Genomic DNA, 15,253 nt, shown 5'->3' on the forward strand with positions numbered 1-15,253 from the left:
GACACCATTTTTCTACGGTCGGTTCAGCGCAGGGTGTTACTTGCGCTTCATCGACAGGAAGAACTCATCGTTGGTCTTGGTCTGTTTCAGCTTGTCGATCAAGAACTCGATGGCCGCGACCTCATCCATAGGATGCAGCAGCTTGCGCAGGATCCACATGCGCTGCAACTCGTCGTCGGCCGTCAGCAACTCTTCGCGGCGTGTGCCGGAGCGGTTGATGTTGATGGCCGGGAAGACGCGCTTCTCTGCGATCTTGCGATCCAGAGGCAGCTCCATGTTGCCGGTGCCTTTGAATTCTTCGTAGATCACTTCGTCCATCTTCGAGCCGGTTTCAACCAGCGCGGTGGCGATGATGGTCAGCGAGCCACCTTCTTCGATGTTACGTGCCGCACCGAAGAAACGCTTTGGCTTCTCGAGGGCGTGCGCATCGACACCACCGGTCAGGACCTTGCCGGAGCTCGGAATGACGGTGTTGTAGGCGCGAGCCAGACGGGTGATGGAGTCGAGCAGGATGACCACGTCCTTCTTGTGCTCGACCAGGCGCTTGGCCTTTTCGATCACCATTTCGGCGACCTGCACGTGACGGGTAGGTGGCTCGTCGAAGGTAGAAGCAACCACTTCGCCGCGCACGGTGCGCTGCATCTCGGTGACTTCTTCCGGACGCTCATCGATCAGCAGAACGATCAGATGGACTTCAGGGTTGTTGCGCGTGATGTTCGACGCGATGTTCTGCAGCATGATGGTCTTGCCCGCTTTTGGCGGAGCAACGATCAGACCGCGCTGACCTTTACCGATCGGAGCACACAGATCGATGACGCGACCGGTGAGGTCTTCGGTGGAACCGTTACCGGCTTCCATCTTCATGCGAATGGTCGGGAACAGCGGCGTCAGGTTTTCAAACAGAATCTTGTTCTTCGCGTTTTCTGGACGGTCGAAGTTGATGGTGTCGACCTTGAGCAGTGCGAAGTAACGCTCGCCTTCCTTCGGCGGACGGATCTTGCCGACAATGGTGTCGCCCGTGCGCAGGTTGAAGCGGCGGATCTGGCTCGGCGAGACGTAAATGTCGTCTGGGCCGGCAAGGTAGGAGGCGTCTGCAGAACGGAGGAAGCCGAAGCCATCCTGGAGGATCTCCAGCACGCCGTCACCCGAGATTTCCTCGCCGCTTTTCGCATGTTTCTTCAGCAGGGAGAAAATCACGTCCTGCTTGCGCGAACGGGCCATATTTTCAATGCCCATCTGTTCGGCCATTTCGAGCAGATCGGTAATAGGCTTTTGCTTGAGTTCAGTCAGGTTCATATAGGAATGACGTAATCATGTATGGAGGGGGAAATTAAGCTTTTGGCTTAATGAGGCCGCGCCGCAGAGAAGGCGACAGGATCGCGTGCAAATCGAAAGGAGACGGTCGGCGACGGCTAGCAGGGGGCAACGGAGAAGCCGTTGCGGGGCCGAATGTACCACTTGATTTTCTGAGCGTCTAGTACGACGCCCGAAAAAAACCCCGCGATTTGCGGGGCTATATCGTCATCAGATGTTGGCGTCGAGGAACGCCTGCAACTGTGACTTGGACAGTGCGCCGACCTTGGTTGCCGCGACTTCGCCGTTCTTGAACAGCATCAGGGTCGGGATACCACGAACGCCGTGCTTGGCCGGTGTTTCCTGGTTGTCGTCGATATTCAGCTTGGCGATGGTCAGCTTGCCTTCGTAAGTGCCAGCGATGTCATCCAGAACCGGGGCAATCATCTTGCATGGGCCACACCATTCAGCCCAGTAATCCACCAGTACAGGGCCGGCAGCCTTCAGGACATCGGCGTCGAAGCTCGCGTCGCTGACGTGTTTGATCAGGTCGTTACTCATGAGATTTCTCCGAGGTCATAGGCAAAAAAACGTGGGCCATCATAACTGTGTCACGCGGTGACAGGAAGTCGAGGTTCATTGTCTCTAGCTATGACCCGGCGCGGTTGCCTTAATTGCAGAAATTGCAGATGTTTAGCCGGAAGGTGCGACAAACACGATGCCGGTGCGCAACGCAGCGCCGCGGATGTGCTCCTGCATGGCTTTCTGCGCCGGGCCAGACGCGTTTCGCGCCAGCGCCCGCAGGATCTTGCGATGCTCCTGCCAGGTTTCCATGGCCCTGCCCGCGCGAATAAAAGGCAGCTTTTGGCTCTCCAGAAAAATATCGGCGCTGGTGGTGATAATCCCCAGAATCGCCTGATTGCCACTGGCGATGAGGATGCGCCGGTGGAAATCGAAGTCCAGCCGCGCCGCGCAGTCAAAATCCCCTGCCTTGAGTTCAAGGCGCATGGCTTCGACGTTATCCTCCAGAACATCGCGCTCATCCGCCGTCAGCGTGACCGCTGCAAGTCCGGCGGCAAACCCTTCCAGCGCATAGCGCAGCTGAAAAGTCTCAGCAGGTGATGCGTGCGCTGCATACGGCCAGGAAAATCCGTCCGTGCTCCGTTGTGGTTCAGAAACCGCCTGTACGAATACGCCTTTGCCGGGCTGCACACTGACCAACCCCAAGGCGCTCAATGATGACAGGGCCTCACGCAACGAAGCCCGACTGACGCCCAGCCGAATCGCCAGATCCCGCTGAGACGGCAGGCTGTCGCCGGGCACATAGCCCTGCTCGGCGATCAGTTTGCGGATCGCCTGGAAGGCGGCTTCAGGCACAGCTACAGGGCTCGGATGCATGGCGATCAAGGTGTGGAAACCGTAGGAAAAATCCCTTGTATCCCCATCGGAGGCATCCGGCAAGTGACGCCCAAGCGAGGGGCGCCGGGCCTTTCGCGCGCGCCAAAGCGGGGCGGCTCCCTCACTCACTGTTCAGACCAGTTAGACCGGATCAAGCCTGCGGCCCGCATTCCATGGTTGCAAACCACCGGCTGGCATGGGCTGTGCACTGGTGCTTGGCCATGACCCGGGCTTCGCCTGCATATTGATCGATTCGGAGACACCACATGACCCAGCGTTACAGCGCCCTGCTCGCCGCCCTGTTTGCCAGCCTCATGCTCGGCCAGGCCCCCGCCCACGCTAATGGTCTGGATGATGTAACCGCTCGCGGCACGTTGAAAGTCGCGGTTCCGCAAGACTTCCCGCCCTTCGGTTCGGTCGGCCCCGACATGAAGCCGCGCGGCCTGGACATCGACACCGCACAGCTCATCGCCAATCAGTTGAAGGTCAAGCTTGAGCTGACGCCGGTCAACAGCACCAACCGCGTGCCGTACCTGACCACCGGCAAGGTTGACCTGGTTATCTCCAGCCTCGGCAAAAACCCGGACCGCGAAAAGGTCATCGACTTCTCCCGCGCTTACGCTCCCTTCTACCTCGCCGTGTTCGGCCCGCCTGAAGACGCGATCAAAACCGTGGACGACCTGAAAGGCAAAACCATCAGCGTGACCCGTGGCGCCATCGAGGACATCGAGCTGACCGCCGTTGCGCCGAAGGAAGCCACGATCAAACGCTTCGAAGACAACAACTCGACCATCGCGGCTTACCTGGCCAAGCAGACCGACCTGATCGCCAGTGGCAACGTGGTGATGGTCGCCATCAGCGAGAAGAACCCCAAGCGCATCCCGGAGCTGAAAGTGAAGCTCAAGGACTCGCCGGTCTACGTGGGTGTGAACAAAGGTCAGCCCGAGTTGCTCGCCAAAGTGAACGAGATTCTCGAAGCGGCGAAGAAAGACGGCACGCTGGAAAAGAACGCGCAGACCTGGCTCAAGCAGCCATTGCCTGCCGACCTCTGATCATCGACTGCCGAGGCGCTAAATGGCTTATCAGTTCGACTTTATCCCGGTCCTGCAAAACACTGACCTGCTCCTGCGCGGCGCACTGTTCACGCTGGAGCTGACCGCCATCGGCACGCTGCTCGGTGTCAGCGTCGGCATTGTCGGGGCGATTGTCAGGGCGTGGAAAATCCAGCCGTTCTCGGCCATTTTCGGTGTCTATGTAGAACTGATCCGCAACACGCCGTTTCTGGTGCAGTTGTTTTTCATCTTCTTCGGGCTGCCGTCACTGGGCCTGCAGATATCGGAGTGGCAGGCCGCCGTGCTGGCGATGGTCATCAACCTTGGCGCCTACTCGACGGAGATCATCCGTGCGGGCGTGCAGGCGATTCCGCGCGGCCAGATCGAGGCGTCGGCCGCGCTGGCGATGACTCGCTTTGAGACGTTTCGCCATGTCGTGCTGGTCCCGGCGCTGGGCAAGGTGTGGCCGGCGCTGAGCAGCCAGATCATCATCGTCATGCTCGGTTCTGCGGTCTGTTCGCAGATCGCCACCGAGGAGCTGAGTTTCGCCGCGAACTTCATTCAGTCGCGCAACTTCCGCTCGTTTGAGACGTACATCATTACCACGCTGATCTACCTGTGCATGGCGCTGCTGGTGCGTCAGTTGCTGGCGTGGATCGGCAGACGCTATATCGCGAGGAGCCGCTGATGGATTTCACCCTTTGGGACGTCGTGCGCAACTTGCTGACCGGCCTGCAGTGGACACTGGCGCTGTCGCTGGTGGCGTTCATCGGCGGCGGCGTGATCGGTTTGCTGGTGATGACCCTGCGCATTTCCGAGAAGGCAATGCCACGCAGGCTCGCGCGCTGCTACATCGAGCTGTTTCAAGGCACGCCATTATTGATGCAGCTGTTCCTGGTGTTCTTCGGCGTGGCGCTGATGGGCATCGACATTTCGCCCTGGTTCGCGGCGGCGCTGGCGTTGACGTTGTTCACCAGTGCGTACCTGGCCGAAATCTGGCGTGGCTGCGTGGAGTCGATTTCCAACGGCCAGTGGGAAGCTTCCGCAAGTCTGGCGCTGACCCCGTTCGAGCAACTGCGTTACGTGATTCTGCCTCAGGCGTTGCGCATCGCGGTGGCGCCAACGGTGGGGTTCTCCGTGCAGGTGGTCAAAGGCACGGCAGTCACGTCGATCATCGGCTTCACCGAGCTGACCAAAACCGGCGGCATGCTCGCCAACGCCACGTTCCAGCCTTTCATGGTCTACGGCTTCGTTGCCCTGGGCTACTTCATGCTTTGCTATCCGTTGTCGCTCAGCGCGCGCTACCTGGAAAGGAGACTTCATGCCTCTGCTTAGAATTTCCGCCCTGCACAAGTATTACGGCGACCACCATGTGCTCAAGGGCATCGACCTCAGCGTCGAGGAAGGTCAGGTCGTGGCGATCATCGGGCGCAGCGGTTCGGGCAAAAGCACGCTGCTGCGCACCCTGAACGGCCTTGAGTCGATCAATGACGGGGTGATCGAGGTCGACGGCGAATACCTCGATGCCGCGCGGGCTGACCTGCGCAGCCTGAGACAGAAAGTCGGCATGGTCTTCCAGCAGTTCAACCTGTTTCCGCACCTGACGGTGGGCGAGAACGTAATGCTCGCGCCGCAGGTGGTGAAGAAGGTTTCCAAAGCCGAAGCGAAAAAGCTGGCGAAGGAGATGCTCGACCGGGTGGGCCTGGGCGAGAAATTCGACGCCTTCCCTGACCGGCTGTCCGGTGGTCAGCAGCAGCGCGTGGCGATCGCGCGTGCGCTGGCGATGTCGCCCAAAGTGCTGCTGTGCGACGAAATCACCTCGGCGCTCGACCCGGAGCTGGTCAACGAAGTACTCGCAGTCGTTCGCGAGCTGGCCAAAGACGGCATGACGCTGATCATGGTGACCCACGAAATGCGCTTCGCCCGCGAGGTGGGCGACAAGCTGGTGTTCATGCACCAGGGCAAGGTGCATGAGGTAGGCGATCCTAAAATACTGATGGCCAACCCGAAAACGCCCGAGCTGGCGAATTTCATTGGGTCAGTTGAGCAGGCTTGAGCCCGAGTGCAGAATCGGCCATGGCTCAAACTGTAGGACCGCCTTTAGCCGGGAAGGCGTCAGGTGCCATGTCGCGAAACTGATGTCGCACACACTGGCCCCTTCCCGGCTGAAGCCGGTCCTACTAAGACACCGCGTGCATCCTGTGGGGGCTGGCTTCGGCTCAAACTGTAGGACCGGCTTTAGCCGGGAAGACGTCAGGTGTCACACCGCAACATTGACGGCGCACACACTGGCCTCTTCCCGGCTGAAGCCGGTCCTACTAATACGGCGCAAATACGTTGCCGGTTTGGCGACGGTGATGGATCGTGGCACGATGGCGGGGTTATCGACCGAGACCTTTTGACCATGCCGCTATCCACAGCCAAAAACCTCTCGCTGATCGCCGCGATCGACCTGGGCTCCAACAGCTTCCATATGGTTGTCGCCAAAGCCAATCAGGGCGAAATTCGCATCCTTGAGCGGCTCGGTGAGAAAGTGCAGCTGGCCGCGGGGATCGATGACGACCGCCGCCTCAGCGAAGAATCCATGCAGCGAGGGCTCGACTGCCTCAAGCGCTTCTCCCAACTGATCAACGGTATGCCGCCCGGCGCCGTGCGCATCGTCGGCACCAACGCCCTGCGCGAAGCCCGCAATCGCAACGAATTCATTCACCGCGCCGAAGAAATCCTCGGCCATCCGGTCGAGGTGATCTCCGGCCGTGAAGAAGCGCGCCTGATCTACCTGGGCGTGTCCCATACCCTGGCCGACACGCCCGGCAAACGCCTGGTCGCCGACATCGGCGGCGGCAGCACCGAGTTCATCATCGGCCAGCGCTTCGAGCCACTGTTGCGCGAAAGCCTGCAGATGGGCTGCGTCAGCTTCACTCAGCGTTATTTCAAGGACGGCAAGATCACCCCGGCGCGCTACGCCCAGGCTTACACTGCAGCGCGGCTGGAAATCATGAGCATCGAGCACGCGCTGCATCGCCTGACGTGGGATGAGGCCATCGGTTCTTCCGGCACCATCCGCGCCATCGGCCTGGCTCTGAAGGCCGGCGGCCACGGCAATGGCGAGGTCAACGCCGAAGGCCTGGCCTGGCTCAAGCGCAAGCTGATGAAGCTGGGCGAAGTGGACAAAATCGATTTCGAAGGCCTCAAGCCTGACCGTCGTGCGATCTTCCCCGCAGGGCTGGCGATTCTCGAAGCGATTTTCGACGCCCTCGACCTCAAACGCATGGATCACTGCGAAGGCGCGCTGCGTGAAGGCGTGCTTTACGACCTGCTTGGCCGTCATCACCACGAAGACGTGCGCGAACGCACCCTCAGCTCGCTGATGGAGCGCTACCACGTCGATCTCGAACAAGCCGCCCGTGTCGAGCGCAAGGCCCTGTCGGCACTGGAGCAAGTGGCGAAGGCGTGGGAGCTTGAGGACAATGCGTATCGCGAGTTACTGAGCTGGGCCGCCAAGGTGCATGAAGTGGGTCTGGACATCGCCCACTACCACTACCACAAGCATGGCGCATACCTGATCGAGCACTCGGACCTCGCCGGTTTCTCACGCGAAGACCAGCAAATGCTCGCGCTGCTGGTGCGCGGTCATCGTCGCAATATCCCCAAGGACAAGTTTGCCGAGTTCGGCAACGAAGGCGTGAAGCTGATTCGTCTGTGCGCGCTGCTGCGTTTTGCGATCCTGTTTCACCACATTCGCGGTACTCAGGAAATGCCGCAACCCGTGCTGACCGCCAACGATAACCATCTGGACATCGTGTTCCCGGATGGCTGGCTGGAAAACAACCAGCTGACTCAGGCCGACTTCGCGCTCGAAGCGGAATGGCTGACCCGAGTCGGCATCATCCTCAACGTACGCTGAGGACCGGGTTGCTGAGTTTTTCCAACAGACTCGCCTGCACATTGCGGGCGTTCTGGTTGCCGGTCGGGGTGCTGCGAATGTAGCGCCCGTCCGGCTGCAGCAGCCAGCTATGGGTGTTGTCGGTCAGGTACCCTTCCAGCTCTTTCTTCACGCGCAAGATCAGCTTCTTGCCTTCCACCGGGAAGCAGGTCTCGACGCGCTTGTCGAGGTTGCGCTCCATCCAGTCGGCACTCGACAGGAACATCTGCTCGTCGCCGCCGTTGAGGAAGTAGAACACCCGCGTGTGCTCAAGGAAGCGACCGATGATCGAGCGCACCTGAATGTTGTGGGACACCCCCGGCACGCCAGGACGCAGGCAGCACATGCCGCGCACGACGAGGTCGATCTTGACCCCGGTCTGACTCGCCTTGTACAGCGCGCGAATGATCTTCGGGTCGGTCAGCGAGTTGAACTTGGCGATGATGTGCGCAGGCTTGCCCTCGGACGCGAACTGCGTCTCCCGGGCAATCATGTCCAGCATGCCTTTCTTCAGGGTGAACGGCGCGTGCAGCAGTTTCTTCATGCGCAGCGTCTTACCCATCCCGATCAATTGGCTGAACAGCTTGCCGACGTCTTCACACAAGGCATCGTCCGAGGTGAGCAGGCTGTAATCGGTATACAGACGCGCGTTACCAGCGTGGTAGTTGCCCGTACCCAAATGCGCGTAACGGACGATCTCGCCGGCTTCACGGCGCAGGATGAGCATCATCTTGGCGTGGGTCTTGTAACCGACCACGCCGTAGATCACTACGGCACCGGCCGCTTGCAGGCGGCTCGCCAGTTGAAGGTTCGACTCTTCATCAAAACGCGCACGCAGCTCGATGACGGCCGTGACTTCCTTGCCGTTGCGCGCGGCATCGACCAGTGCATCGACGATTTCCGAGTTGGCGCCACTGCGGTAAAGCGTCTGCCGCACGGCCAGCACGTGAGGGTCTTTCGCCGCCTGGCGCAGCAGATCGACGACCGGCGTGAAGGACTCGAACGGGTGCAACAGCAGGATGTCCTGCTTGCTGATCACGTTGAAAATGTTTTCGCTGTTCTGCAGCAGCTTCGGAATCGCCGGGGTGAACGGCATGTACTGCAGCTCGGGGTGACTGTCCAGGCCGGTGATGCTGAACAGCCGCGTCAGGTTCACCGGGCCATTGACCTGATACAGCTCGGTCTCGCTCAGGTTGAACTGCTTGAGCAGGTAGTCCGAGAGCAGTTTCGGGCAGGTATCTGCCACTTCCAGACGCACGGCATCGCCGTAACGACGGGAGAACAGCTCGCCACGCAGCGCGCGGGCAAGGTCTTCCACGTCCTCTGAATCGAGGGCCAGGTCGGCGTTACGGGTCAGACGGAACTGGTAGCAGCCCTTGACCTTCATGCCCTGGAACAGGTCATCGGCGTGGGCGTGGATCATCGACGACAGGAAGACATAGTTGTCCCCCGGGCCACCCACGTCTTCCGGCACCTTGATGATACGCGGCAACAGGCGCGGTGCCGGGATGATCGCCAGACCCGAGTCGCGGCCGAAGGCGTCGATGCCTTCCAGCTCGACGATGAAGTTCAGCGACTTGTTCACCAGCAGCGGGAATGGGTGCGTCGGGTCCAGACCGATCGGCGTGATGATCGGCGCGATCTCGTCACGGAAATAACGGCGCACCCAGGCTTTGATCTTGGCGTTCCAGTTGCGACGGCGGATGAAGCGCACCTGATGCTTTTCCAGCTCCGGCAACAGGATGTCGTTGAGAATGGCGTACTGGCGATCCACGTGGCCGTGCACCAGTTCGCTGATACGGGCCAGCGCCTGATGAGGCTGCAGGCCGTCAGCGCCGGCCTGTTCGCGAGCGAAGGTGATTTGCTTCTTGAGCCCGGCGACGCGGATTTCGAAGAATTCGTCGAGGTTGCTGGAGAAGATCAGCAGGAACTTAAGCCGCTCAAGCAACGGATAGGACTCGTCCAGCGCCTGTTCCAACACGCGAATGTTGAACTGCAGCTGCGACAGCTCGCGATGGATATAAAGACTGCTGTCATCCAGATTGGGCACCGCGATGGCATGCGGGGCCGGATGAGGCGGTTCCAGCGCGGGGACCACTTCAATGGTCGGCTCGACCACCGGAGTGACTTCCTGATTGACGGGCTGAGGGTCAAGCCCGACTGCGGCTTCGGTAGATCCTTCGGTGCTCATGAATAATCCTGTAAGGCAAATGGCCTTGTAACAGTTGGGCCGCGCATACGGCCGATGTCGGAATGCCGCTTGCGCCACAACAGTGGTGACGTACAGCGTGGAACAACGGTCACGCCCAGGGGGCAGCGGTTCTGACGATAGTTGCAGCCTGAGTCGATATCGCGGGGCGTGGCGACCAGCGTCAGGCTCAATGCTGTGAGCGGTTTGACTCTCCACGCTACGGATTTCTCCGTACGGTGCAAGCCCTGAACTGCAAACATTCGCGTGGCGCCAGGGAGAGGGCAACGTGCAAGGAAGGGATCCGCGCCCATCCAGGCCGGCAAGCGTGACATTTATAAGCGGCGATTATGACACTCACGTGACAGGCGTAATTGCGACGTAACGTGTACGACTCAAACCCGCTCTTCGCGCGAACAATCGCTTCCGAACGTAGGAAACTTTAACGCGGTGACACATTTGCATACTTTCCTGAATGCCTTGGGCGCGTTAGGCTGCGCGTTCATTTCGCCAGCACCCAAATGATGCTCCAGCATTTTTTACAAGAATTTGGCTACTTCGCCCTTTTCCTCGGGACCTTTTTTGAAGGCGAGACCATTCTGGTGCTTGCCGGCTTTCTTGCGTTCCGCGGATACATGGATATCAATCTGGTCGTGGTGGTTGCCTTCTTCGGCAGCTACGCAGGCGACCAGCTCTGGTATTTCATGGGACGCAAGCATGGCCGCAAGCTACTGGCGCGCAAGCCTCGCTGGCAGTTAATGGGCGATCGCGCGCTGGAGCATATCCGGCGCCACCCCGACATCTGGGTGCTGAGCTTCCGCTTTGTGTATGGCTTGCGTACGGTCATGCCGGTCGCTATCGGGCTGTCCGGCTATCCACCGGGGCGCTACCTGTTGCTCAACGGCATCGGCGCAGCGGTATGGGCAGCCGCGTTGGGCGCAGCGGCGTACAAGTTCGGCTCCGTGCTCGAAGGCCTGCTGGGCAACGTCAAGAAGTACGAGCTGTGGGTGTTGGGCGCATTGCTGGTGATCGGTGTGCTGCTGTGGATCCGCCGGCGCATCAAGAACGCACGTATCGCTCGCGAAGAAAAGCTGGCCGTCGCGGCCAACGCCCAAGTCCATGTGGACGCCCGGAACACCCCTGACGAGTAAATCCTCGGCGCATGCCTACGGAGCTGGAGACATTCGCTGACGGCGTTGTCCTAGGCTCATGGCTTGCGACAATCAGCGCAATGCTGACCTGCGTAACCGGCTATGGGCCGGAGCGCCCGAGAGAGGAACACGCGAATGACCAAAAAAGTGGCCGTTATTCTTTCTGGCTGTGGCGTTTACGACGGCGCGGAAATCCACGAAAGCGTGCTGACGTTGCTCCGCCTCGATCAGCGCGGCGCCGCAGTGAAGTGCTTTGCACCCAATATCCCTCAGCACCACGTCATCAATCATCTGACCGGCGAAGAGATGCCCGAGTCGCGCAACGTGCTGGTTGAATCAGCCCGCATTGCCCGGGGTGCCATCGAAGACATCCGCGAAGCCGACGTCACTGAATTTGATGCCTTGATCATCCCCGGCGGCTTCGGTGCCGCGAAAAACCTGTCGGATTTCTCTACCCAGGGCGCTGGCTGCAAAGTCCAGGCTGAAGTGCTGGCGATGGCCGAAGCGTTCGCCGCCGCGGGCAAACCCATCGGGCTCATCTGCGTATCGCCGGCGCTGGCCGCCAAAATCTACGGGCCGGGCGTCACCTGCACGATTGGCAACGACGCCGACACTGCTGCAGCGATTACCCGCATGGGCGGCACCCACCAGGAGTGTGAGGTGACGGAGATCGTCGAAGACAAGGACCGCAAACTGGTGAGCACACCCGCTTACATGGTTGCCAAGTCCATTGGTGACGCGGCATCCGGGATCAACAAGCTGGTGGACCGGGTGCTGGAGCTGGTACAGGAAAACGAGGACCGCCTTCCAGACTGATGTTTAAAAAGGGGCCGGAGGCGGAGTGACTGCGCGCCAGCCCTACGGGCTATCGCCTGTGGGCGGCGAGGGATACTCGCGAGCCAGCCGCGTCAGGATACGGTCGAGGCAGTTGGCAAACGCCTGTTTCTCCCGCTCGCCGTAAGCGCCCTGCCCGCCACTGGCCTGGCCTTGCTCCCGCAGATCCGTGAAGAGGTTGCGCATCGCCAGGCGCTGGCCCATGTTCTGCGCATCGAACTCCCTGCCCCGTGGGTCGAGCGCCGCAACGCCCTTCTTCACCAGCCGATCCGCCAATGGCACATCGCTGCAGATCACCAGCTCGCCCGGTACGGCGTGCTCGACCAGATAATCATCGGCGGCATCCGGGCCACTGGGCAAAACGATCAGCTTCACCAAGGTCAGGCTCGGTTTGATCTGGCTCTGCCCCGCCACCAGCACGACCTCGAACTTGCGCTTGAGTGCAAACTTGACGACGAGGTCCTTGGCAGCCTTGGGGCAGGCGTCAGCATCGATCCAGACGCGCATACGCGACTCCGATTTCAGAAAGTGAATTTAGGCAGCGGCCGCACGGCGCTTCTCGGCTATCCGGCTGCGGCCATACAGCACCCCAATCGCCAACAGCGCGATGGCTTGTGCGCCAAGGGAATAGGCATCGGCGTGAATGCCCAGCCAGTCGAACTCGAAGAACGGCACCGGACGCGTTCCGAAAATCCCGGCTTCCTGCAACGCCTTGACGCCATGGCCGGCGAATACCACCGACAGCGCGCACAGCAGCGCGGCATTGATACCGAAGAACAGCGTCAGCGGCAGCTTCGCAGAACCCCGCAGAATCACCCACGCCAAGCCGACCAGCAACACCAGCGCCGTGGCGCCCCCGGCCAATACGGCATTGTGGCCAGCGGGGCCTGCCTGCAGCCACAGGGTTTCGTAGAACAGAATGACTTCGAACAGCTCGCGATAGACCGAGAAGAACGCCAGCACCGCAAAACCAAAACGCCCACCGCCGCCGACCAGGCTGCTCTTGATGTAGTCCTGCCAGGCGGCGGCATGACGTCGGTCGTGCATCCACACACCCAGCCACAGCACCATGACGCTGGCGAACAGCGCCGTCGCGCCCTCCAGCAGCTCGCGCTGCGAGCCACTGACGTCAATGACGTACGCTGCCAGCGCCCACGTACCCAGACCCGCCAGCAACGCCAGCCCCCAGCCGACGTTGACGCTGCGCACCGCCGATTGCTGCCCGGTGTTGCGCAGGAACGCGAGAATGGCGGCGAGCACGAGAATCGCTTCCAGCCCTTCGCGCAGCAGGATCAGCAGACCGGAGATGAAGCTCAATGAGGTGCTCAGGCCATCGCTGCCGAGCAGATCGGCGGACTCCTTGAGCTTGACCTTGGCATCCGCGAGTTTCTGCGCCGCTTGCGCTGCGGGCAAGCCGTCCTGAAGCGACTGCCGATAGGCCATGAGTGCTTTTTCGGTGTCCTTGCGCACGGTGGCATCGACGTTGTCGAGCGAGCTTTCGACCAGCTCGAAACCCTCCAGATACGCCGCGACCGACAGGTCATACGCTTGCTCGCGATCACCGGCCTGATACGCGGCAAGACTCTTGTCGAGGGTTGCGCTGGTGTAATCGAGGAGCTGAGCCGGGCCGCGTTGAATCTGAGGCGGCTGCGCGCGCTGGGCACGGAAGCTGGCAGCGGCCTGCGGCCCTTCGGCGGCACTGACCTCAGCGGGCGTTTGCCGCGCGAGATCAGCGAGGTTGTAGGGTTTTTCCTGCTTCGCAGAGGAATCCGCGCTGAAGCCTGCAAGGTAAGTGGCAACGTCCCAACGCTGCCGATCATCCAGCTGGTCCGCGAACGCTGGCATTTCAGTGCCTTCAATGCCCAGCCCGAGGGTGTTGTAGAGGTCGTAAAGACTCAGGCGGTCGAGCCGCGCCGGGTCCCGTAGATTGGCGGGTGGCGGCGAAAGACCAATCCCGGCCGGACCGTCGCCGGCGCCCGCATCGCCGTGGCACACCGAACAATACTGTGCATACAAGGGCGCGCCACGTGCAGGATCCGGGGTAATCACCGGCGCCTGGCTGACTTCGTAGGCCGCTGCGAGCTTCGCGCCGAGCTGACGTGCCTGACGGGCCACTTGAGCGCCGTCCTGCTTCTGGTTGACCGCATTCAACAGCGCTGAGACACCCTGCTCCAGCGCAGCGCGCTCCGGCCTTGCCGGCAACCCGGCGATCGTGCCCTGCAGCGCCGCGAGAAACTCCACCTGCTCGCGGTATTCGGCGTCATCCACGACCTTGCCGTCCGCAACCGTCGCCGGGTAGTCCGCTCCGACGTAATCGAGCAAATGCAAAGCCTGAGCCGCGTCCTCGGCAGGCGCTGCGCAGGCGCCGACGCTGAACAGGCTCAACAGCACGAGGCTCAGGCAGGGCAATAAGCGGGAGCGGAACATGGGGGTGGATCTCAAATAGGAATGCGAAGGGTTGCCATTGTTCATGTTAGGCGCCGAGGACTCAAGCGCTGCATTGATGGCAGTGACTCAACCGCAGGACTGGCTTTTAGCCGGGAAGAGGTCAGGTGTCACACCGCAAAATTGAGGGTGCTGCCAATGGCCTCTTCCCGGCTGAAGCCGGTCCAACCGATACATCGTGTGCATCCAGTGGGGCGGGCTTTTGCCAAATCAGGCCCGATGCAATGTGGCGAGAAATGCCGCGGCGCTGACGAACAACCCGGCAAAGGTGCGGTTCATCCGGCGTTGCTGTTTGGGGGTTTTGAGGGCGCGGAGCACTTTCGAAGCCAGGCCGGTGTAGCCCGCCATGACGATCAGGTCCACGCACACCATGGTCGCGGCAATGATCAGGTATTGCGGCAGCAGCGGCAGATGCGTGTCGATGAACTGCGGCAGGATCGCCAGAATAAACACCAGCGCCTTGGGGTTGCTGATGTTCACAAGAAAGCCTCGGCCCATGAGCACAAGGGGCTTGCCCACCGGGCGCACAGCCGACTCATCCGCCAGATTGCTTGGCAACGCACGCCATTGCCTGATGCCCAGATAGACCAGGTAGGCGACGCCAAACCATTTGATCAGCGTGAACGCCAAGGCTGAAGTGGCCAGCACCGCGCCAAGCCCGGCAGCAACCACGGCGATCTGCACGACGAGCGCGATCTGCAGGCCCAGAGCATTCCAGTAGCCGCGCCAGAACCCGTATTGCAGACCGCTGGACATCGACGCGATGGCGCCCGCGCCCGGAGACAGACTGATAACCCAGCAAGCGGCGAAAAACGCCAACCATGTTTCGAGCGACATCACGCACCTCAGGCAACGAAATCTTCGCCTAACCTAGTGTTTCCGGACCTGCAAAGGCCAGTTATTTCTGACTGTTGCGGCGACTTGGCCGACAGCTGTTCCGGTCGCCTGCGTTATACGACTAACGCAG

The 15,253-nt window shown here is 60.8% G+C and carries 14 protein-coding genes; 7 read left to right on the top strand and 7 right to left on the bottom strand.

What is annotated here, in order from left to right; all coding sequences use genetic code 11:
- Positions 1 to 36: 36 nt before the first annotated feature.
- The 3 genes from rho to BBI10_RS06015 form a co-directional block, all read right to left on the bottom strand.
- Complete coding sequence (gene rho / locus BBI10_RS06005; RefSeq protein WP_037016529.1) at positions 37 to 1,296, bottom strand: transcription termination factor Rho; 1,260 nt, start codon at positions 1,294 to 1,296, stop codon at positions 37 to 39.
- A 228-nt stretch (positions 1,297 to 1,524) separates the two neighbouring features.
- Entirely contained in the window at positions 1,525 to 1,854 is a 330-nt protein-coding gene (gene trxA, locus BBI10_RS06010) for a thioredoxin TrxA (protein ID WP_065987472.1), read from the bottom strand.
- 132 nt (positions 1,855 to 1,986) lie between these two features.
- A complete protein-coding gene (locus BBI10_RS06015) occupies positions 1,987 to 2,691 on the bottom strand; it encodes a FadR/GntR family transcriptional regulator (RefSeq protein ID WP_065987473.1) in 705 nt (234 codons plus the stop codon).
- Between the two features lie 266 nt (positions 2,692 to 2,957).
- Between BBI10_RS06015 and BBI10_RS06020 the strand changes: the two genes are divergently transcribed.
- The 5 genes from BBI10_RS06020 to ppx all read left to right on the top strand — a co-directional run bounded on the left by BBI10_RS06020 (position 2,958) and on the right by ppx (position 7,650).
- Positions 2,958 to 3,743, top strand: a complete 786-nt coding sequence (locus BBI10_RS06020; RefSeq protein ID WP_065987474.1) for a transporter substrate-binding domain-containing protein — start codon at positions 2,958 to 2,960, stop codon at positions 3,741 to 3,743.
- A gap of 22 nt (positions 3,744 to 3,765) precedes the next feature.
- Entirely contained in the window at positions 3,766 to 4,431 is a 666-nt protein-coding gene (locus tag BBI10_RS06025) for an amino acid ABC transporter permease (RefSeq protein ID WP_065987475.1), read from the top strand.
- On the top strand, positions 4,428 to 5,078 hold the full coding sequence (locus BBI10_RS06030; RefSeq protein ID WP_065987517.1) for an amino acid ABC transporter permease: 651 nt from the start codon (positions 4,428 to 4,430) through the stop codon (positions 5,076 to 5,078). Before BBI10_RS06025 ends, BBI10_RS06030 begins: the two co-directional genes overlap by 4 nt.
- Positions 5,065 to 5,799, top strand: coding sequence for an amino acid ABC transporter ATP-binding protein (locus BBI10_RS06035; protein ID WP_065987476.1), 735 nt, complete (start codon positions 5,065 to 5,067; stop codon positions 5,797 to 5,799). The genes BBI10_RS06030 and BBI10_RS06035 overlap by 14 nt, the downstream gene beginning before the upstream one ends.
- A 348-nt stretch (positions 5,800 to 6,147) precedes the next feature.
- Positions 6,148 to 7,650, top strand: coding sequence for an exopolyphosphatase (gene ppx, locus BBI10_RS06040; RefSeq protein WP_065987477.1), 1,503 nt, complete (start codon positions 6,148 to 6,150; stop codon positions 7,648 to 7,650).
- Here the strand turns inward: ppx and ppk1 are convergent.
- The gene (gene ppk1 / locus BBI10_RS06045; protein ID WP_065987478.1) at positions 7,637 to 9,859 is read right to left on the bottom strand and encodes a polyphosphate kinase 1; all 2,223 of its coding nucleotides are present in this window, start codon (positions 9,857 to 9,859) and stop codon (positions 7,637 to 7,639) included. The genes ppx and ppk1 overlap by 14 nt on opposite strands.
- 518 nt (positions 9,860 to 10,377) lie before the next feature.
- Here ppk1 and BBI10_RS06050 point away from each other — a divergent pair.
- Both BBI10_RS06050 and elbB read left to right on the top strand, forming a co-directional pair.
- Positions 10,378 to 11,007 (top strand): DedA family protein, encoded by a 630-nt coding sequence (locus BBI10_RS06050; RefSeq protein WP_244160318.1) that lies wholly within the window; start codon positions 10,378 to 10,380, stop codon positions 11,005 to 11,007.
- A 135-nt stretch (positions 11,008 to 11,142) separates the two neighbouring features.
- Complete coding sequence (elbB, locus tag BBI10_RS06055) at positions 11,143 to 11,823, top strand: isoprenoid biosynthesis glyoxalase ElbB (RefSeq protein ID WP_065987479.1); 681 nt, start codon at positions 11,143 to 11,145, stop codon at positions 11,821 to 11,823.
- A 42-nt stretch (positions 11,824 to 11,865) separates the two neighbouring features.
- Here elbB and BBI10_RS06060 read toward each other — a convergent pair whose 3' ends face one another.
- From BBI10_RS06060 to BBI10_RS06070, 3 genes are all read right to left on the bottom strand, one after another.
- Positions 11,866 to 12,348, bottom strand: coding sequence for a YaiI/YqxD family protein (locus BBI10_RS06060; RefSeq protein WP_065987480.1), 483 nt, complete (start codon positions 12,346 to 12,348; stop codon positions 11,866 to 11,868).
- A gap of 27 nt (positions 12,349 to 12,375) precedes the next feature.
- Positions 12,376 to 14,268: a cytochrome c/FTR1 family iron permease gene (locus tag BBI10_RS06065; RefSeq protein WP_065987481.1), complete on the bottom strand. Its 1,893-nt coding sequence runs from the start codon at positions 14,266 to 14,268 to the stop codon at positions 12,376 to 12,378.
- Between the two features lie 228 nt (positions 14,269 to 14,496).
- A complete protein-coding gene (locus tag BBI10_RS06070) occupies positions 14,497 to 15,123 on the bottom strand; it encodes a LysE family transporter (protein ID WP_065987482.1) in 627 nt (208 codons plus the stop codon).
- Between the last annotated feature and the right edge of the window lie 130 nt (positions 15,124 to 15,253).

This window comes from Pseudomonas graminis (assembly GCF_001705435.1).
Lineage (GTDB): Bacteria > Pseudomonadota > Gammaproteobacteria > Pseudomonadales > Pseudomonadaceae > Aquipseudomonas > Aquipseudomonas graminis_B.